This window comes from Paraflavitalea sp. CAU 1676 (assembly GCF_029223285.1).
In the GTDB taxonomy this organism is placed as follows: domain Bacteria; phylum Bacteroidota; class Bacteroidia; order Chitinophagales; family Chitinophagaceae; genus Paraflavitalea.
Genome location: NZ_JARHUJ010000003.1, coordinates 105,824 through 126,437, shown reverse-complemented (window position 1 = coordinate 126,437; position 20,614 = coordinate 105,824). Strand labels below are relative to the sequence as shown.

At 49.5% G+C, this 20,614-nt stretch carries 16 protein-coding genes; 3 read left to right on the top strand and 13 right to left on the bottom strand.

Going from position 1 to position 20,614, the window contains the following annotated elements; all coding sequences use genetic code 11:
• Nucleotide 1 precedes the first annotated feature (1 nt).
• The 3 genes from P2H89_RS09285 to P2H89_RS09275 form a co-directional block, all read right to left on the bottom strand.
• Nucleotides 2-820: a CHRD domain-containing protein gene (locus tag P2H89_RS09285; protein WP_275826435.1), complete on the bottom strand. Its 819-nt coding sequence runs from the start codon at nt 818-820 to the stop codon at nt 2-4.
• Between the two features lie 242 nt (nt 821-1,062).
• Nucleotides 1,063-2,103, bottom strand: a complete 1,041-nt coding sequence (locus P2H89_RS09280) for a LacI family DNA-binding transcriptional regulator (RefSeq protein WP_275826434.1) — start codon at nt 2,101-2,103, stop codon at nt 1,063-1,065.
• 353 nt (nt 2,104-2,456) lie between these two features.
• Complete coding sequence (locus P2H89_RS09275; protein ID WP_275826433.1) at nt 2,457-6,605, bottom strand: two-component regulator propeller domain-containing protein; 4,149 nt, start codon at nt 6,603-6,605, stop codon at nt 2,457-2,459.
• Nucleotides 6,606-6,845: 240 nt separating this feature from the next.
• On the opposite strand from P2H89_RS09275, the gene P2H89_RS09270 reads away from it, so the two are divergent.
• Both P2H89_RS09270 and P2H89_RS09265 read left to right on the top strand, forming a co-directional pair.
• A complete protein-coding gene (locus P2H89_RS09270) occupies nt 6,846-7,415 on the top strand; it encodes a hypothetical protein (protein WP_275826432.1) in 570 nt (189 codons plus the stop codon).
• Nucleotides 7,416-7,431: 16 nt separating this feature from the next.
• Nucleotides 7,432-11,448 (top strand): DUF4132 domain-containing protein, encoded by a 4,017-nt coding sequence (locus tag P2H89_RS09265; RefSeq protein WP_275826431.1) that lies wholly within the window; start codon nt 7,432-7,434, stop codon nt 11,446-11,448.
• A 45-nt stretch (nt 11,449-11,493) separates the two neighbouring features.
• Here P2H89_RS09265 and P2H89_RS09260 read toward each other — a convergent pair whose 3' ends face one another.
• Nucleotides 11,494-11,901: a DoxX family protein gene (locus P2H89_RS09260; RefSeq protein WP_275826430.1), complete on the bottom strand. Its 408-nt coding sequence runs from the start codon at nt 11,899-11,901 to the stop codon at nt 11,494-11,496.
• Between the two features lie 6 nt (nt 11,902-11,907).
• Entirely contained in the window at nt 11,908-12,330 is a 423-nt protein-coding gene (locus tag P2H89_RS09255) for a VOC family protein (RefSeq protein ID WP_275826428.1), read from the bottom strand.
• A 117-nt stretch (nt 12,331-12,447) separates the two neighbouring features.
• Here P2H89_RS09255 and P2H89_RS09250 point away from each other — a divergent pair, with 117 nt between their 5' ends.
• Nucleotides 12,448-13,413: a helix-turn-helix domain-containing protein gene (locus P2H89_RS09250; protein ID WP_275826427.1), complete on the top strand. Its 966-nt coding sequence runs from the start codon at nt 12,448-12,450 to the stop codon at nt 13,411-13,413.
• Between the two features lie 27 nt (nt 13,414-13,440).
• Here the strand turns inward: P2H89_RS09250 and P2H89_RS09245 are convergent, their stop codons facing one another.
• The 8 genes from P2H89_RS09245 to P2H89_RS09210 form a co-directional block, all read right to left on the bottom strand.
• A complete protein-coding gene (locus P2H89_RS09245; protein WP_275826426.1) occupies nt 13,441-14,049 on the bottom strand; it encodes an SMI1/KNR4 family protein in 609 nt (202 codons plus the stop codon).
• Nucleotides 14,050-14,076: 27 nt separating this feature from the next.
• Nucleotides 14,077-14,562: a hypothetical protein gene (locus P2H89_RS09240; protein ID WP_275826425.1), complete on the bottom strand. Its 486-nt coding sequence runs from the start codon at nt 14,560-14,562 to the stop codon at nt 14,077-14,079.
• A 177-nt stretch (nt 14,563-14,739) separates the two neighbouring features.
• Nucleotides 14,740-15,267: a hypothetical protein gene (locus tag P2H89_RS09235; RefSeq protein ID WP_275826424.1), complete on the bottom strand. Its 528-nt coding sequence runs from the start codon at nt 15,265-15,267 to the stop codon at nt 14,740-14,742.
• Between the two features lie 118 nt (nt 15,268-15,385).
• Nucleotides 15,386-15,793 (bottom strand): VOC family protein, encoded by a 408-nt coding sequence (locus P2H89_RS09230; protein ID WP_275826423.1) that lies wholly within the window; start codon nt 15,791-15,793, stop codon nt 15,386-15,388.
• Between the two features lie 5 nt (nt 15,794-15,798).
• Nucleotides 15,799-16,434 carry a hypothetical protein gene (locus P2H89_RS09225; protein WP_275826422.1) on the bottom strand — a complete coding sequence of 212 codons (636 nt, stop codon included), beginning with the start codon at nt 16,432-16,434 and terminating at the stop codon, nt 15,799-15,801.
• A 17-nt stretch (nt 16,435-16,451) separates the two neighbouring features.
• Nucleotides 16,452-16,796, bottom strand: a complete 345-nt coding sequence (locus P2H89_RS09220) for a hypothetical protein (protein ID WP_275826421.1) — start codon at nt 16,794-16,796, stop codon at nt 16,452-16,454.
• 261 nt (nt 16,797-17,057) lie between these two features.
• Nucleotides 17,058-18,491 (bottom strand): hypothetical protein, encoded by a 1,434-nt coding sequence (locus P2H89_RS09215; protein WP_275826420.1) that lies wholly within the window; start codon nt 18,489-18,491, stop codon nt 17,058-17,060.
• Nucleotides 18,492-19,369: 878 nt separating this feature from the next.
• The gene (locus P2H89_RS09210) at nt 19,370-20,611 is read right to left on the bottom strand and encodes an ATP-binding protein (RefSeq protein WP_275826419.1); all 1,242 of its coding nucleotides are present in this window, start codon (nt 20,609-20,611) and stop codon (nt 19,370-19,372) included.
• Nucleotides 20,612-20,614 lie beyond the last annotated feature (3 nt).

The following is a 20,614-nucleotide window of genomic DNA, read 5'->3' as shown; positions in this document are numbered from 1 at the left end:
ACTACCGGAGCTGACCACGCAGCAACCCGTCAGGCTTGTTGGTGGAATGCACATCGACATAGCTAACGCCGGTTTTGATCATGTTGAGAATGGCATCCGCTACACCCGAAGCTGACTTGGCCGAGTTGTAGTCTTCAGCAGCACTGGCAAAAACAAATTGCTGCGCGCCATTGGCCCCCGTTGCACCGGTATGTAAGTGGGCAGCTGTCAGGGCATCACCCGCTTCTACCCCATCGATGAGGAACTGGTAGTGCAACACCTTGTCGGTCGTTATGCGCAGCACCAGTTTGCCCGATGCGCTGGTGGTCACCGCAGGCACCACAGCACCGCCGGTGAGGGCAACATCAGCATACCAGTCGATGTTCTTGTCGAGCTGCAGCCTTACCAGGCCTTTCGGACTGCTGGCAGAGGTCACATTCAGGAACACCGGTTTGTCCATCAGCTGCGCCGCTTGTTCGGCAGTCAGTTGAAGATTACCTTTTACATGGCGGCCGTTGATCGTGGGCTTCAGATCGGCCAGCAATGTGCCGGTGCTGGCTGCAGTACCACTGTACAAGGCCGCTCCCGTAATGGTCTCTGCTTTCCCATCGGCATCCACCAGGATGTCGTAATAGAAAACATGGTCCGTCATCAGGTTCAGAAAAAACTTGGCTTTCAATTCAGCAGTGCGCGAAACCGGCACTTCATAATTACTACTGGCAGTTTCATTCCAGTACTTTCGCAGGTAGGAGGTCTCGATCGCCTTGTCTTCCTTCTGACAGGAAAACAACACCAGGCAACACAGCGCGCCCAGCATCCACCGCACAGGGGTTTTTATCATATGGCTACAATTTGCAGAAGTGAACAATAGCGGGCACCCGGGTCCCGCATCGGAGAGTCGCTTTCGTAATGGTGCATACAGTTTCGTTTTTGGTTGACTATTTAATGTTGACGGTTACAAGCCTGTGATAAGGTTCCCGGTTATAGACCGGAGTCAGGCATTTGATAGGATGCGGTAAACGAATGCGTGGAGGAGGTTTAATGGGGCGCCTTGCAGGCAGTAGCGAAAACAGCGAAGCCGTATTATTTGCCCGGCTTGCTTTTAAAAGCATTGTGGAGTACCAGCTTTCCTTCAATGATCACTTGCTGAAAAGGCTGTTCACCATCTTTTTTGTTTAAAATGAGGTCCATCAACAGGTCGGCAGCAGCCTCCCCTTGCCGGTAAGGAAATTGCTCCACCGACGCCAGCGGGGGCGACTGTAAATAATTGCTGATCGGCAGGTTCGAATAGCTGATTACGGTGAGGTCCTTGTTCAGCTCCAGGCCCGCTTGCTTGATGTATTCGATTACATCCAGCGCTACATAGTCATTCATCGCCAATACCGCAGTAGGCCTGGGCTTTTGCGCCAGCAACAGTTCCATGGCGTGGTAGGTAGTGTCGGGCATCAAGTCGGTCGAAGCCACCAGACCCATATCGATCTTGATGCGCCGTTGCGCCAGCACTTCTTTATAGACATCGGTACGCTCCAGGGTAGAAGGCATGCATTCCGGCCCATTCAGCAAGGCAATGCGCCGGTGGCCGCGGTCGATCAGGAATTCGATGGCTTCCCGCGTGCCGCTCTCCATGTTGAAATGCACCTTGTGCACTTCGGCAGTCTGTGGCACCCGGTCGAAGAAAACAACGGGAATATGATAGCTTTCGAGTCTGTCGAAATGGTCGTATTGAACGGTATGCTTGGCCAGCGAAACGATAATGCCGTCAACCCGTTGCTGGGTCATGGCTTCCACGATCCGTTGCTCGCGTTCTTCATCATCGTGCGATTGACCGATCAGTACGTGGTATTGGTGCTGCATGGCCAGGTCTTCTACCGCACTGATGGCTTCGGAGAAGAAATGTTCGCTCAGGTTGGGAACGATGAGTCCGATGATGCCGGTGCGGCGTTGCTTGAAGGCGATGGCATTCCGGTTGGGGTGATAGCTCATTTCCCGGGCCAGCTGCTGCACCTTCAGGCGCATCCCCAGGCCGATGCTTTTATGACCGCTCAAAGCCCTTGACACGGTCGAGGTCGCCACGTTCAGTTGGCGGGCGATGTCTTTGATGGTGGTAACTCCGGAGCGGGACATGGTACAGTTGTTTGGTAAAACAAAAGGCAACGACAGGCGCAGTCCACAGGAGAAAGTCACGGCCTGCCATTGCTATCCCTCCAAAAATAGCCCTACGGGCACAGGAACTACCCGGTCAAATCGTGCAGAATTACCGGTCATTTGATGCGAAACACAGTGAAAATCAAGGTAAAACGATTGCGTAGAATTGGCTTTCCGGAGGATGAGGTCCTCAGTTGTCCCAAGGCATGTCGGGAGTTTCTCGGTGCCTGGGTGTCCCGACACATGTCGGGATTGCCTCGGCACCTAGACCCATCAAGGCCTACGTTGCCTCGATGCTTGGGGGGCGACGCATGTCGGGATTGCCTCGCAGCCTAGCTGCCTCTTTCAAACTCCTTGGGCGTTTTGCCAAACTGCTGTTTGAAGCATTTGCGGAAATAATCGACGTCCGAAAAACCGACCATATAGGCCACTTCGTTCACGGTGTATTCCTGACGTTGCAAAAGTTGGGCGCTCCGTTTCAGCCGCACATCGCGGATGAATTCGATGGCCGAGAGGCCGGTGAGCGCCTTTAGTTTCCGGTACAGGGTCGTGCGGCTCATGTTCACCACCTTGCCCAGTTCCTCCACCTGCAGGTTGGGTTCCATCAGGTTCTCTTCAATGAAGGCCATCAGCTTTTCCAGGAAAACCTCGTCGGCCGGGGTGATCGCCACCTCCGAAGGTTGCAGGTTCAGCCCGCGGCTGAATCGCTCCCGCAACAACCGGCGCGATTGCAGCAGGTTGTTCACCCGCACTTCCAGCAGGGAGAGGCTGAAAGGTTTGGTCATATAATCATCCGCCCCCGTTTCAAAACCTTCAATCTGGTGGGTAAGCTGGTTGCGGGCGGTGAGCAGAATAATAGGGATATGGCTCGATCGGATGTCTTTTTTCAGCAGACCGCACAGTTCGGTGCCGCTCATGCCCGGCATCATCACATCGCTGATGATGATATCAGGTAAAATATCGGTGGCAATGGCCAAACCTTCTTCACCCGATAAGGCGGTATGAATAATAAAGCGGCCGGTAAAATGATCCCGTAGCAGGTTATTCACCTCGGCATTATCTTCTACGATCAGTAAAACAGGTTTTTGTTCTCCTTCCGACGGTTCCTCCTGCACGGTCCCATTCATCGGACGGGCTGGCTCTATAAGGATGGTTGCCGGCTGCAGCGAAACGGCGGCCCGTTTTTCTGCTGTCGAATAGGCTAGCTCGCCGGTTGGCAACATGATGGTAAAGCAGGTGGCGCCCGGCCGTTCGCTGCTGCCTTGGGTACTCGTCACGTTGATCGTGCCATGATGTAGGGTCACGAGTCCTTTGGTAAACGTGAGTCCAATGCCGGTACCCGAAATGCGTCGTCCGGTATCATTATAATGGTGAAAGGGATCAAAGATCGATTGCAGCCGCTCCGGGGCAATACCGGCGCCGTCATCTGCTACTTTAATAATAGCTTGCTCGGGCGTGCAGCTCAGCGCTACACGGATAGTACCACCGCCCGGCGTAAACTTGAACGCGTTCGATAATAGGTTGTACAGGATCTTTTCCAGCTTGTCGGCATCAAACCATGCCGAAACCGTGCGCGCTTCCACTTCCAGCTTCAAAGCAATATGCTGCTGCACGGCGTAGCCTTCAAAAGATTGAACGATCTCTTCCACAAAACCCACCAGGTCGCCTTCACTCACCTGCAGCGGCATGCCACCCGCTTCAAATTTGCGGAAGTCGAGCAACTGATTGGTGAGCCGCAACAACCGTTGTCCATTCCTTTGCATCAGCTCCAATTGCTCCGTCTCTTTATCGCGGCCTTTCACCAGTGCGATCAATTTCTCCAATGGGGCCAGCACCAGGGTGAGCGGTGTTTTGATCTCGTGCGAAATATTGGTAAAGAAGCTCAGCTTGCGCTGCATCAGCTCCTGGTCTTTTGCCCGGTTAAGTTCTTCGAGGGCAAGGGCATGCTGCAGGCGCGTGGTCTTCACCGAATAGAAATAGAAGAGGTACAGCAAACCGGCAATGATCAATATGTACAACAAATAAGCCCACCAGGTTTTCCAGAAAGGTGGCAGCACCGTAATGCGTAAAGTGGTGAACTGATCATTCCACACCCCGTCATTGTTGGCGGCCTTTACTTTAAAAAGATAATCGCCGGCGCTCAGGTTGGTATAAGAAGCCGATTGCTGGTTACCTACCGCATGCCATTGTGTATCCTGGTCAAGGCCTTCCAGTTTGTACGCGTATTGGTTGGTGCGCGGGTTGATATAGTTGAGGGCAGCGAACTGCAGGGTAAAATACGCCTGGTCGTAGGTCAGCGTAATATGATCGGTATAAGTGATGGATTGATGCAGGGGCGATTCCTCACCGCCAATGGCAACAGGTTTGTTCTTGATGAGCAGGTCGGTGATTACTACCGGCGGCGGCACCTTATTGATCACCATTTGTTCGGGCTGAAAAGCCAGGATACCCTTCATGCCACCAAGCATGATCTGCCCGGAAGCGGTGCGAATCGCGGCCGGACCAAATTCATTCGTTGCAAGGCCATTGTTTACCGAATAGTTCGTGACCTGGATATCGCTTTTGTTGTAGGGAGGAGAGGGTTTGCTCAACGTAATACGGGCAATACTTTGGTTAAAACTCACCCATACATTGCCCTGCCGGTCTTCGATCACGGCATGAACGATATTGTCGGCCAGTCCCCACTCAGTGTCGAGGGTAAAGAATTTGTTTTGCTGACGGTTGAATACTTTCAAACCACCGCCGCGGGTACCTATCCATACATTGCCATGCCGGTCTTCATACATGCACAGGATGGCATTCTTGTTGAAGATACTGGCGTATTCGTAGAGGTAATTGACGAATTGTTCTTTGCCGGGTGGCAACCAGGAGAGTCCCATTTCGGTACCGATCCACACGCCACCGGCACGGTCGAGCGACAGCGCGTTGATGTTTTCAGAAACGATGCTCGTACTATCGGCATTGTTGTGTCGATAGCGGATGATCGTGCCATCTGGTAAGCATTTGAATAAACCTCCTTTGGTACCGATCCACAGAATGCCTTCCCGGTAGCCCAGCGAATAGATCATTTCGTCGAGGCGTTTGGCTTCGGATTCGTGCACAAACACCCGCTGGATCCGCCGGCTGCCGGTTTCATAATAGAAAAGCCCTTCGAGGGTGCCGATCCATAGATTGCCTTTATCGTCGAATTGGATGGCCTTGATGGTTTCCTGGTTAACGCGGTGGTGCGAGGTAGGGTCTACATGGAGATAGGTGAACTGACCGGTATTGCGGTCAAACACATTCACGCCGCGGCCTTCGGTGGCGATCCACAGTTTGTTGTCGCGCCCTTCCAGGATAGTGCTCACCACCGGGTAGTTGAGACCGGCGTCCTTCCCTACTCTTTCATTGATATAGCTGAAGTTGTCGTTACCGGGTTGCACGATGCTGACGCCACCGGCAAAGGTACCTACCCATATGCTGCCTGCTCTGTCGTGCATGAAACACAACACCGAATTGCCGGAGAGTGCGGTAGGGTCATATTGATTCACCTGGTAATGACGGATCACCTGCCTGTCCTTATTCACGATATAGAGGCCGTTGCGCGAGCCGATCCAGGTCTGGTCTTTATAGAAACCAATGCCGCGGATCATATCGTTGCTGATAGAACCGGCACCGTTGCCCGAAAGGCTATAGACGACTCCAGTGCCCTGGTCCAGACAAAGAACGCCTTCGCGTTCAGTGCCGATCCAAACTTGTTGATCAGCGTCGAGGCCTATTTGGAACACGCCGCTTTTCTGGTACAGCGGATGGTTGAGCAGTGCTGGCGGCAGGGGTAGCGAAAGTTTCTTTACAGGATCGTATTTGATAACCGACCGGCCGGCGGCAAACCACAGGTTCTTTTGGGCGTCTTCGGCAATGGAGAAGTAGGTGCTGCGCGCGGCTTTGGAAGTATCGGGGCGCACAGGCAGCAGTACCCGCTTGGCTTGGTCATAGATGGCCAGACCGCGTCCGGTGCCTACCCAGATGGTACCGCGGCTATCGGTGAAAATGCATTTCACATAGCGGATGGCTTTTTCATCGCCGATCACGGGAATGGGTTGAAAGCGTTCGGTGCGGTGGTCGAAGAGATCGAGGCCTACGGAAGTACCCACCAGCAAATTTCCGGCGCTGTCTTCACCGAGGGCTTGCAGTTCGTTGCTGCCGATGCTGTGAGGATTGTTCTGATCGTATTTGAAATGGCGGAAGGCATAGCCGTCGTAGCGACTGAGGCCGTCGGTGGTGCCGATCCAGATGAGACCCTTTTTATCCTGGAATAAAGCGTAGGCGGAGCTTTGGGAGAGGCCATCGGCGATGCCGAGGTGTTTGAACTTGAGCGAGGCGTCCTGTGCTATTGAATGGTGAAAGGTGGCTGCCAACAGCAGAATGGCCAGCAGTAAGGAGCAAACCCTTCCCCGGAACAACGCACAATAGTCAATACGAATTACAGCAGTCAGTAGCATACCTCGGTTCTTAATGCACGATCCATTAACGGGGATGGAAGTTAACGCAGAAAGCCCTTATCAGGGTAATTGGGCAGCGAATATTTTGGGAAAAGGAAAAAGCAAACGATTGCGGGCCCTCCCCTCATCCACCCTTTTCGCCTCTTCAGCCCCCTCCTTACCTCCTTCACCCGAAAGCCCGCATTTCAAGCGCAGATCTCCGTTATTTCTGCTGGCTATCGAAAAACCATGAACGGCAAAATGACAGAATTCGAATTTGAACAACAGGTAAGGTCGATCGAGTCGGCCGTCATCTCCAACGTCTGGTATGAAACCGACGAAGAAGATGCCCTGCCCAACACCGGCGAACCCGATTACCATGCCGTCTCCCGGGCCGTCTACCTCCAAACAGCCGACCAACGGTATTTCCGCATCACCTGGGCCGATCAGCTGAATATCTATCATGGATTTGGCGCATCACTGAAGCAGGTGCCCCTCTATCCCGAACGAAACCCGCAATTGATACCCGCTGGGCATCTCCCGGTATGGCAGCAATTCTTCGGCAAACCGGTTCGCTCCACCACCATTCATTGGCAATTTGTCCTCCACAACATGCGCCACCGCCTCGTACCCCTGCTCGGCATGGGATACCTGCGCCGAACGGATTACCCGCAGACCATCGAACTGTTATTCGATCAGGAAACTTCCCTCTTTTTTAGTGCGCTCTCCATAGGTGAGAATGATCAGGTAGCCACCATGACCAATCACCTGACAGTCTTCTTCTCTAAAACAAAACACGATTTCTATAACCAGCCATTGCGAAAATGGTAAAGCAATTCATCATCCTATGCAACGACAGTTTATCAGTATGAAAGGGCACAATGGTAATTTCTGGACCATCGATGTCGACAAGAAAGAGATGATCATCACTTATGGAGTGATCCATTCCGATCCCAAAGAAAGCAACAAGTCATTCGAGACCGAAGAGAAATGCCAGAAAGAAGCAGACAAACTCATTAAGAAAAAGCTGGAGGGCGGCTATGAGGAAGTATTACTTAGGGTTCCAGGAGCCCCGATCCACTTGATCCATCGGGTAGAAGAAGCGCAAAAGAATAAGATCGAAGAACTGAGCATCGACGTACGAAAGTCTGCCGGACTGGTAAAGGAAATTACCAAGATCACCAGTCTTAAAAAATTGACGATATCCTACGCAATTGAAATTCCGGCAGAGATCGGCCAGCTGCAAAACCTGGTAGAATTCGAGATCGACAGCTCGTATGAACTCGCCATGATCCCGGAAGAGATTGGCCAGTGTAAAAAAATGCGAAGGTTAATGATCCGCGATACGGGTATCACCCAACTCCCCGAAAGCATCGGTCAACTGATAGGATTGCAAAAACTTTACATTTGGGGTAATAAGAACCTCCACAGTATTCCTCCCACTTATTCAGAACTCACAGCACTCGAAACGTTCTGGATTGTGTTTAACCGGGGTAGTTATGGTAAGGAGAAAACACCCGCAATCATATTGCCCGACGGCCTGTTCAGTAAGATGACCGGATTGGAAGAACTCAACATCCACCACAATGACATGGAAAAATTACCGGCAGGTATGGAGTCGTTGAAGAAATGTACCGAGCTGAAAGCCTCCAACAATAAGTTAACAGAGATCCCGCTGATGATCACAGAAATGGAATCACTCGAACGATTGGAGTTCAACGGTAATCCAATTGAAACCATCCCGCCTGAGATTGTAAACCTGAAATTCCTATCCGACTTTTCCATTCCTATAGAGGAGATTAAGAATGTACCCCAAGAAGCCTTGAAAAAAGGCATCATTGGTATTCGCAACCATTTTAATCCGGAATCTTCTTCGAAAACTAAGAAGAAGCAAGCGGAGGCAGCGCCCAACGATCGCGAAGAGATCGTAAAGGCTTATGCCGACCGGCTCAAACAATTCGAGAGAGACGCGAAAGATAAAATGTACGACAAAGGCCATTTGGCCGGACTCGAAAAGCTGCTCCACTTCCTCAAAGGCGAAACTGATATACAACCCGATTATATCACCAACGACGACGAATATTATCTGCGCACCCTTTGCCAGATCTTTTCACCATTCAAAGAATGGACATTCGTAGATCGAAGGGTGCTCGCTTACATGACCGGCGATCAATGGTCCTTAAAAAAAGACGATGACGGTTTTCATGAAGCATTTTATAGCTGGCTCGGTAAGCAACTCCTCGAAAATGACTATCCCGGCCACTTCGGTGAAGTCATCAGGCTGTTGACCGGGTTCGGAATAAAGGAAGAGCTTTCCCTGCAGCATACCTTGCAGGAGGTTTGTTACATAATACACGATAGCGACGACAAATCATATCCCGCTACCTCGCTCGACGAATTCATCCTGTCGCATGTAGAGCAGCACCTGCCTAAAATGATGAACATTGCAAAGGAATACGGTCATGCACGTAGCTACCTCACGCAATTGTTGCTGAAGAATCACGAAGATAAACTGCAAACCTATATCCCACAGCTTACCGAAGTATATAAGTCCGATGGCATGGACCATCTTCGTTATAGCGTAGTGGAAAAGTTTTGTGCACACGACCCTGCCCGGTACGAATCACTGGCGCTGGAGCAATTGAAGATAACCAATTGCCAGGGCTGTACAGCCGAGATGGCGCGTATCCTCAAAAAGCAATACGGCAATAAATTTCACGACCTCGCAAAGAAGACCTGCCTCGAAACACTCGACTTCATCAGTAAATCCCTGAACAAAAAGAGCGATTATCATTTTAACTGGTCAGAGCACGTACGCTATGGCGATGGATCAAAGAAATTCGTAGAGTACGTTACCAAAACATTCGGTGCCGAAGTGCGCGACGATATATTCCGGTATGTAAAGGATACGAAGTCACTAAGCCTGGAAAATATAGCAACAGCGCTCAAGTACTATGGGCAGGATGCCATGGACATCGCCGCCGAAGGGTTCGATATGACGATTTCAGATAACGAAATCGCCGGCTTCTTCCGCAAGTATTTCAACACTATTGCCCCCTTCGATTTTTCAGCCTATTACGAAAAGTCATGGGAAATTGCCACCAGTGAATTTCGGGAAGTGGCACAAACAGCCTGTCTGGCACTTAGCCGCCAACCAGTTGCTGCCATACAGCCCAAGGCCGAAGAATTGCTGGCATCCAAAGAAGCCGACGAAAGATATGCGGGCATCATGGTGCTTGGATTGATCGGTTCATCCGCAACCCTCAAGCTCCTGCAACCGTCGTTGAAGAACGAAAAGAATGAAGAACTGCGTGACCAGGTCATCAATTTTATATACAGAAGCCCGGCTGCCATTACGATCAATGAAGCAAAAGACCGTATCGCGAATGCTGCTGCCCGCGGCAAACTGGGCAAGCCTGCCGCCAAATGGCTCGATGAAAAGGCGCTCCCCGGACTCACCTGGTCCGATGGTAAGCCCCTTGATCTCGATGCCATCCGGTTTCTCTTTTACCGCCAGTCAAGACTAAAAGATATCGGCCCCGATAACGAAGCGCGCGACATCTATCCACTCATCGATCGCAGCAAAAGCGCTCCTTTTGCCGAAGCATTGTTGAAGTTGATCATCAAGAACGGCGGACTGAAAGCACCCAACCGGTTTGCGCTCTCTGTAGCAGCATTGCTGGGCGGCGCATCCGTGGTACCCCTATTAATGAAGACAGCCATCGACGACAAGAACGAAAACGCCTGTGCCGCACTGGGCTGGCAGAGATCGCTCGAAGCGGCTTTTGCACTCGAGAAGATCATGGTGCATTACAAAACCAAGTACCCAAATGTAAAGAACGCTGCCAGCGAGGCCTTTGAACTGATCGCCGGGCAGCAGCAACTCACCGTATCCGAATTGAAGGATAAGATCATTCCGGATTTTGGGTTTGTCAACAGGCAATGGCAATTCAAATGCGGCAAAGACCAAGTCGTCATCACCATCGATAAAAATGTAAAGCTGATAATCGAAGACCCGCAAGGCAAGAAACTTAGCACCCTTCCAAAGTCTGCGCCCGAAGCGGCTAAGAAAGAATACAAAGAAACCAGTGCGGCCATCCGGGAAGCAGCAAAGCAGCTCACCATCAACCTCGAAAACTATTTGTGCACCCAACGCAAGTGGACCTCGAATGATTGGAAGGCCTTTTTCTTGCAGCATCCCCTGGCATTTGCCCTGGCACAAAACTTTGTATGGGCAGGGTTCGATAAACGTGCGATGAAAGAAACCTTCCTGCTGAAAGACGATGGAAACTTCACCGGGCCCGACGGAAAAGTAGTAACCCTGAATGAAAAGCTCACCATCGGACTTGTGCATCCTATCGACCTCTCCCCGGCACAGATCACGCAATGGCAACAAGTGCTGGCCAAGGAAAAGATCGATCCGCCATTCAGACAGCTGGATAGAAAGACCTTCCAGGTACCTGAAGAATTGAAAGGCAAAACCTTCTCCTTTGCTTACGAAGACAAAGAGCAGGACGCCAGTACCTTCAAGTACAGGGCCGAGAAGCGAGGCTGGCAACGCGGTTCTGTGGTGGATAGCGGCGCTGTATCGGCATTCCGTAAGCGTTATGTCGATGAGCAACTGGAAGTGTTCATCATAACAGAAAACCTGGGCGTACAATCTTATGCCGATGGCGGAACAGCCAGCTTTGGCAGGATGTTCTTTGTGAAATTAGGGTCCGTAGTGATTGGCAGTTATACCTATGATGAGCCATCTTCTGAAACGGATCCAAGGCTGATCCCCTTCACAGCGCTCCCTCCTATCGTGTATTCTGAAACGATCAATGACCTCGAGATCCTCCTGGCGAAGAAAAAGGAAGACTAACAGAGAAGTATATAAGTGAACAATTGAAAGTCAGGGGCGGCAGCACTATACTGCCGCCTCTTTCATGGCTATCGTAGGATAATAATTGTTGCTGGAAGATCTTTTGTGGTAGGTGACATACGATCCAACGAGAAACAACAACGTAACCAGTGGAAAGGCCAGCGCCCCGAAGCCATGGCCGGTTACGATCAGCGAGTAAGTGGCACCCAGAATATCAAACGTCAGCCCCGCATAGGCCCATTCGGTGATCCGGGGAAACCGTGGGTACACAATGGCAAAAAGTCCCAGCAGCCGGGCGATGCCCATGAAGGGCGCCAGGTAGGTCGGGTATCCCAGCACGGTAAATGGTTCGATGGCGCCCGGGTGCATGAATAACTCAAAGACAGAGCCGGTAGCCAGTCCGGCAATCAGCAGGCCGGTGAAGATCCAATACAATATCTTTAGCTTTTTCATGGTTGATTATTTACCTGGATCATAACTGATCATCCATTGAATGGAAAATTTATCCGTCAGCATGCCTACATAGGCGCCCCAGAAGGCTTTGTTCATCGCCATGCTGATCTCCCCACCCTGCGCCAGGGCGGTGAAGATCCGGTCGGCATCCTTCTCCGATTCCGTAAAAACAGCCAGGGTAAAATTGTTCCCCGCCGTCAGGGCCTGTCCCATCGAAGCCAATGAATCGGTGGCCATTAAAACCGTGTCACCTACGGGAAGCGAAACATGCATGATCTTTTGCTGGTCAGCCTCGGCGATCCGGTCACCGCCGGGAAGGTCTGCGAAACGTTGCAGAGCTTTGAAGTCTCCGCCAAAAACCGATCGGTAAAATTTGAAAGCTGCTTCCGTATCACCGGGAAAGTTCAAGTAAGGTTTGATGCTGATCATAATCAATGAATTGTTTGTTGATAGAGCAAAGGTAGCGGCGCAATCGCAGGCCGGTAATACGCAATTCCGACAAACATGCACGGCGATTGCGACAGGCAACTACCCTACATTTGGTGCATGAAGCACATTTCTATCATTGTACCACATAACGCATTGATCTCTGCTGTCGAAGATGCGCGGTATATGTTCCTGAAGGTGAATGAATACCTGCGGGGGCTCGGAAAAGAAGCGGCCTTCGAGGTCCGGCTGGTCGGACTAACCCGCGAGGTGACGCTGGGAGGCGGGCTATATATCATTAAAACGGATGCCGTCATCGATGATGCCATGCAGCATGACCTGATCATCATTCCATCCATCAGTGATGAGGTGATACCGATGCTGATACTGAATATGCGCTTCAATCCCTGGCTCATACGGCACTACCATCGGCATACGGAGATCGCGAGCCTGTGTACCGGCGCATTCTTGTTGGCGGCTACCGGACTGCTCAAGGAGAATCAGTGTGCCACGCACTGGCAGTTTGCGAATGAGTTCAGGGGTTATTTCCCCGGCGTGCAATTGGTAGACGATAATATCATCACCGAGCACAACGGATTATACACGAGTGGCGGATCCACCTCCTACTGGAACTTGTTGCTTCACCTGGTTGAAAAGTATACGGACAAAGCGACAGCGGTTTGGGCCTCCAAATATTTTGCTTTGGATATCAGCCGCAACAGCCAGTCGCAGTTTTCCATATTCAACGGACAAAAAGAGCATGATGACCGGGAGGTGCTGCAGGCGCAGGAGTACATTGAAACACATTATGCGGACAAGCTAACGGTCGAAGACCTCGCCAGCCGCGTGGCGCTGGGTCGCAGGACATTTGAGCGTCGTTTCCGCTCAGCCACCGACAATGCCGTCTTCGAATACATCCAGCGGGTGCGGATGGAGGCGGCCAAAAAGCAACTCGAAGCCGGTCGTAAGACCGTAAATGAGGTGATGTACGACGTGGGATACGTAAACGTAAACGCCTTCCGCGAAGTGTTCGTCAAAATAACCGGACTAACGCCGGTAGCCTATCGGAACAAGTATAATCATTGAGGTCGCCCAATCTTATTTGCTGGGATCTTAGATTTGGTTAGCCTGAGATAAAGGTTTCTCCAAATGCTCTGGTAAAATAATGCCGTATTGGTGATAATGAAGCTTAAGCTCCCATAGGAAAAAGTCAGTGAGTGTGTTGTGGCTAAGCATAAAGCCCTCGGTAGCTACTGGCCCTTCCGAATATAAATATACGGGTGGATCATCTCCATCCGAAAGTCTAAAATATGCAGCCATATACCCCTGATGCATCCAGAACGGAAAGGCGTCGTCAGGCAAGGGGCTAAGGCTGTTTTCTTCAATAAGTTCCTCGGTAGATACCTTTGCTCTAAAAAGGAAATGATAGAAGCCCTCTGTCCCTACCCAAAAATTACCAGCTTTGTGTCCCATACTCAGCAAGAATTTTTTATAGGTAGCGGGTAACCGTATGTCCATGCTCTTTTCCAGCGCAATAATATCATGTTCACTACAAGGCTTCACCAGTTCATGAAATTTTACGACCCTGATAAAGTCTTCCATTGTTCGAACCATAGGATCAGGCCTGCCTGGCAGCGTTTTAAGGGGTGCTATATCTGGAGTAGAGACGTATTCCCAGATAGCATATACAATTACTACTATAATAAATATGATCCCTATCATATCAGCTTCGTGAGATGGGCTTGAATGTTATGGAATAGGGTTCTTGATAGTTTCAATCATATCATCCAATAGCCGTCCTCCAAAGTAATCGTTCCAGCGATCGTTTTCTTTAAAGGCAATTAGTTTTTGAAGCAGATCTTCTTTTAGCTCCCAATCCTTGATGTATTTCTTGTGCAGGGTGATAAAGTTGTAGGGGTACAGCGGTTCATGCTCATCGGAGGTAAGCAGTCCCGTATTAAAGTAATCGTCCATTTCAGCGATGCGCTCCTTAGATACCAGACATATTTTTCTTGTGTAGTCTACCTTTTCATAGTCTAACGACACGCTTTTCAAGGCGAGGTTGCCAAATTCATGTTTGGGAACGCATTCCTGGTGGAAACCGCCGTCATTGAAAAAGTAGATAGGGTCTTTATTGTTGGGTACAAATGCCGGAAATCCCGTTATTGCTTCCCCTTCATGCAGCACATTTTTGCAAATTGGGCAAACACTCTTTCCGATAAATATCAATGCCATAAGTAGAGTTGGTTAAATTGGTGTTTAGTCTCATTCTTTAAGTGAAAACTGAAAATAACACAGCTGCTGCAATCCAAACATACAATTCAATCCCCAGAATCTAGGTGATGACTTTTATCGGGCCCTTCTATTGATCTCGGTTGGCAAAAAAAGCAAGTTGCCTTCCATTTTTCAAGTTCACTTATCTGTATCGTGAATATTATTTACCCTTACAGATCCGTCGTCGTTCCTGACAATATAAATGTCTCTGATAATTTCATATTCAAACCAGCGACTGCTAATATATAGATAGGTATTGTCTTTAGAGTCAATAAGCACGTGAGCTCTCATTTTGTATTTGCCAGTATAAACTGATTCTGTACGGTCAAATAGATTGTAGGTCAAAAACAGTTTATTGCCAGGCGTAAGTAACAAGTAGTTATGCGGTTTGGAAGCTGCTGCTGAGTCATACAGTAAATAGCAGATGTTTAAATCGCGGTATTCTTTGTACCCTCCCGCTTCCTGTTTTTGAAACTCAAAATATAGGTTGGCATCGTAAGGGTCGTACTTAATTCCGAATTTCAACGGGGTATAAATGTGCGCAGAATCGTTTCCAGCATTATGAAATGAAATAGTAAGTCTAAGCTGGCTGGTATCCCTTATTTTTCCTTCGAAGAACTGAAAATTGATTTGCAGGTTTTCAGCTTTGGGCTGTGATTGAGCCATCCCTGTATAGTACAGTAAGAGCATTGACACCAACAATGTGCTCAGTCTGCGTAGTGCGGCGCAACGGTGTTTGGGCATAGGAAGGCTTATGTGTATAATTGAAGTCACAAATGCTTCGTTAGCAATTGATCAACCATTTAATACCAAACTTATCTATGAACATGCCGAAGTAAGCACCCCAGTAAACTTTTTCCATGGGCATGATGACCGTGCCGCCGGCCGACAAAGCATTGAACAGCTCATCCGCTTTGGACTCGCTTTCGGGATGCAGACTCAGACTGAAATTATTACCCGGCACAAAGACCTCACCCATGAAATCGAAATGGTCACTGCCCATCAGTTTAAAACCGCCCGGCGCTTCCAGCGAAATATGCATAATCTTATTGCGCGTCGCTTCAGGCGCCTGTTCGGCAAACGGCGTTTCGCTCAATCGTTGCACCGAAAGGAATTCACCATTCAATACTGTCTTATAAAAGCTAAAAGCTTCTTCGGCATTACCATTAAAGGTTAAGTATGGTACAAGCATGGTTGTTATTTATTTATAGTATTGGATCGGATCGATCCGTCTTCGTTATAAATGATTTGCATGGGCCGCGTAATTTCGAACGTAAACCATCTGCTGCGGTAAAATTCTGTTGTGAATGAAGTTGTAGAAATCATAGGTAATTTAAGCAAGCTTACACGCATCCTGTATTTGCCGGTAAAACTGCTGATGCCCTGAATAAATACGTTATACGTCCTTGTAGTGGTTTCTCCGGGATTCAAAAGGCCATACGGCCGTGTGACTTTGCTGATGATGTCCGGATCGGCGAAATGGCAACTGTATCTATATCTAAAGTTTACATATTTCCCGTCTTTGTATTCCTCAAATTCAAAGCTGAGATTTGGGAAATAGAAATGATCGGGCCTGATCTCGGCTTCTATTACCGAGTCTACATAAGCAACAGATTTTCCAACATTGCGGAACGTAAGGGTTAATCGCAGTTGGCTGGTGTCGTCTATTTTTCCTTCGAAGAAATCAAAATCAATCAACAGGCTATCCGGGTAAACGGCTTTCTGCGCCATGCCATCAAACCAGCCGAAAATAAGGGCAGCAACAAGGATGGATTTACAAAGCCCCTTGTAAGTGATGCATTGGACAGCATGCGCAATCAGCCTGGATGCCATTGGTGAACTTATTTAACTCAAAAAAAGAAAAATACACCGGTTTTGCAATCTATTGCCCGCTGAAACAGGACTTTAATCTCTTTGATTTTCAAATTTAACGCTTCATCGGAATAGCTCCTGTCAAAAACCCCACGCCGCAGTATTTCCTGTATATCTTCCAGGTCCGTAATTTGTTCATCTTCGTAAGCGTCTATATTCACGTTGACAATAAGATTGATGTCGCCCCAAATGCCCTTTCGCCACAATGCACCAAATAGGTCGTCTTCGATGGTTACCTCGAATAATTGATCTTTGGTTGCCTGGTCGTAATCCAAGGCTGCTAATGCTGTTTGGTCTTTGGGGACTGATATAAATTTTCTCATCTCTCTGTTCCTTGCAAAAGTTTTATCATCATTTAATGCACTGTATTCTACTTTGTTTGTCGCATGGTCCTTGATCCCTCCCGCATCAGCAACCGGCCGTTCGTCGACACATACCTCTACTGTCTATTTCTCATCCTCAGGCAGTTCGCCTATACACATCTCTCAATGACGGATCTCCTGTCTGTCCTTATCCACGATATATAGGTCATTACGAGAGCCACTTTTTCATACACACTTAAAACAAATCAAAAATATCTAAGACTATACAGGTTCCGCCGGTTTACCTGATAACATGATCTGCTGATCGGTCTGGTTATGCCAGTCCTCACTTACCGGAATATTGGCAAGCAGCGCAGGGACGGTCGAATGCTGGATGGATAGCTTACAAATGGATTTCCACCCTCGGGGTATGCCATCCATTGGCTTGGCAAATTGTTGGGTCACCGCCACTAATTGAACAGTACAAGGAATTACCTGGCCGGTGCTGCTAATGACCTTCCTGAAAACATAGCCCACAGGGATCTCATAGTCCGAGTAATCGCAATACACGATCATCTCGTTAAAGGATACCTGCTCAAATCCCGGAACGTTTCGGATAGCCTCATGAGCCTCCAAACCTATCTGGCCGCTTATTCGAATGCTGCAATAGTGCCCCTTTATTATTTTGTTGGCGGCCCCGGTTTTTGCGGCCACCCCCAAGGGTAACGCAACGGGCTTTGCCTCGTTCAATGGCTCCATATGTTCAGCGCTACCTATTGCCTCTACCATCCCGGCTTCAACTGTTGCTGCAGGCTTCAATGGAGTCTCCTCACATTTCCACTCTTCGCTTTGCCCTGACGAGAATTCCACCAATGGCTCCTTATCGTCAATCTTCACATCCTTCTGCCCTGTTTCGATCACCAACTCCTCCGCTCCTGCACTTGCCAAACCCTTATAATCCACCAATCCGCCCAAACCGCAACCCATCACACGTACAGCGCCCCCTTTCAGTATGTCCAGTTTGTTCTTTTTATTCAAACCATAATACTCGATACCCACCAGCCAAAACAACAACTGATGCGCTCCCGCCTCGATCGTATGCTCCACCTCAAACGCTGGCCCCTGTTTATTGCCGATCGCACACAGTTCCGCACTCTTCTGATCCTTGCGGAAGGTCTTTTTGCCCGCATCCAGGTAGATCACCGCACTCACCATCCTGAAATGTGTTGCGTCTTTGGGCACCATTTTCTTACGCCGCAACCTGAACCCAGGCATCTGCACAATAGCCTTTCCGGCTTCCACCCTGCAACTGTTCCACAGGTTCACGGGCAAAGCATCGTCCAGCGCCAGTTGATGGTTGAAGTCAAACCCCTGCAATTGCGATAGATCACCCAACCACACTTTCCGTTCGCCCCAGTCGCTCACTGGATCGGTATGAGCTACGCCCAACAGCCAGGCCGTGATCCTCGATGACTGACGCATCGATCGCACGCCCTTTTTCAAATTACCCATCGCCGCACACAATTGTTGAGTAACGGCCGTGGCGCCCCTGAATTCCGACGAATACCGGCGCGAAACCATGAACTCTTCGCCATGTTTCATGCGGTGTTTCCTGGGACTGCTTTTCTCCTTGGCAAAGCGGCCTTCCTCGTTGGTGTAGTAGGTCATGCCGCCAATAGATCCCCTTATTTCAACCGGACCGTAATATCTTGCCATATAATATGCTTTATTTAAATATAACCCTTTCGAGGGGGCGATTCCAAATGTACCACGTCAAAAAGGACTTAAATTATCATATTTATTTTTAGAAATGCTTATGCCTGATCATCGCTGACGTTAACGGATCCTGCTAACGAAAAAAGGTTACCAATAACGGTAACCTTCTGCGTATTAAAACGGTTAAAATGCTCCAAAATTGCCTTAAAATACCCTGGAATGGCCAACTAATTATGTACCGGCCACTCAGCCACAAAGTGCCGGCCTACTCCCCCAAAACGGCGCACGCTGCCCAGCCTCCGACATGCCGTCCACACACCCTCTAATTCGCCCCCTGTCCAGCCTGGCGCTGCGTTTCCCATTGCAACCACCCACATTCTGAAGTTGGCAGCCGGGTACTCACCATACAGGTTACTCATGCCCTTCCGGATCGTCCCCTTTTCTGGTCCTGAAAAGGGCTTGATCTTTGCCTATTCAGTCCCTGGTCGATCCGTGGTCAGTCTCTCATCTACTCCCGGGTAATTCTTGATCATTCCCCAACGAATGCCCGGGGAATGCCGGGGGAACTCCGGGGCAACGGCGGGCCAAACACCCTCAAATGCAGTACCAATGCTGATTTATTGCCTGTAAAGTTGGCAAAGCTAGTCCCGTGGCGGGTTTGCTCGGAATGAGTGTAGTAAAGATTGAAGAGAAGAACATAGAATTTCGCTTTAAGATCAGCCTGTTTAAGCCATATAGCAACTACCTATAATATACGAAATTCAGGGCAGTTTCGACTCAACTGGAGACAATTTTTTTCCGCCAATTTTAACACCTCCGCTTCCATTACATAGCCCGTATCCTCTTCTATAACCTCACAATAGAAGCTGCCCCACCCCTCACAAACTTGTCAATCTATTCTCCTTCCGCAACTCGCGAATGATCCCCTCCTTGAGCATGGGAAGTCCGATCGGTACCTGTTGGTAGGTCGACTTCAACAGGGCATACTGAATGATGTTCGTAATGCCACCGCCGCTTAACTCTGTTTTCGTGATCTCGCTCCAGTCCAGTTCATTCATCTGCACCATCCCCTCCGGCAACTCTGCCAGCAGCTTTTCCCAGATCGCATGGCGCTGCACCTGATCGGGCATGGGAAACTCCGCAATGATCTGAAATCGCCGTAGAAAAGCCGGGTCAATATTCTCCTTCAGATTCGTAGATAGAATGATAATGCCGGGATAGTCTTCAATGCGCTGCAACAGATAGGCCACCTCCTGGTTGGCATACCGGTCGTTCGATGAGTTGACGGAAGTGCGCTTCCCAAACAACGCATCGCCTTCATCAAAGAACAACACCCAGTTCTTATGTTCCGCTGCTTCAAATATCTTCGATAAGTTCTTCTCCGTTTCTCCGATATACTTGGAAACGATTTGCGACAGATCGATCCGGTAGATCGGTTTCCCCAACTGCTGGGCCATGATGGTCGCCGTTTGCGTTTTACCAGTACCGCTCTTGCCAAAAAAGATCACCTTCAATCCCTGCTTCAGTCGCTTCGTGAAAGCAACCGACCCGGTGTTATGTTCCTGGAAATACTGCCAGTGTTTGATCTCATCGATACAGCGCTTCACCGGCTCTGTCAAAACAAGATCATCCAATGTAAGCTGGGTGTTCATAAAGCCGCCCAGGTTCAGGTTGCTGAAACGTTGCTCATAGACCAGCGAATGATCCTGAAACTGCTTCCTGAAATAACTACTGAATACCAGCCGCCCCGATAAGAAAGGCTCCCCCGGCAAAGCCGCCTCGATATTGAGCAACGAATTAGGTAGTGATAAATAGACGGGAATGGTTTGAATGAATTCAACACGCTTTGCGGTGTCGTTGCCACAGCAGCAATACATCCAGGTTTCACCGGTAGGCATGATGCCCCGGTGCTGGTTACCCCGTATGCCTCCGGCTAACGGAAAATCTCCCTCGGCGCCAAACTCCTGTTTGATGAAATTATCCAACAGGTCCGAGTGCAGGATAGGCACAAGGCATAGAGAAATGCCCATGGCTTCCATCTCATTGGCTTCGGCATACATGGCCGGGAAGGTAGCCTGCATTTTCTCGTGGAATGCTTCAAAGTTGTTTTGAACGCTCATAGC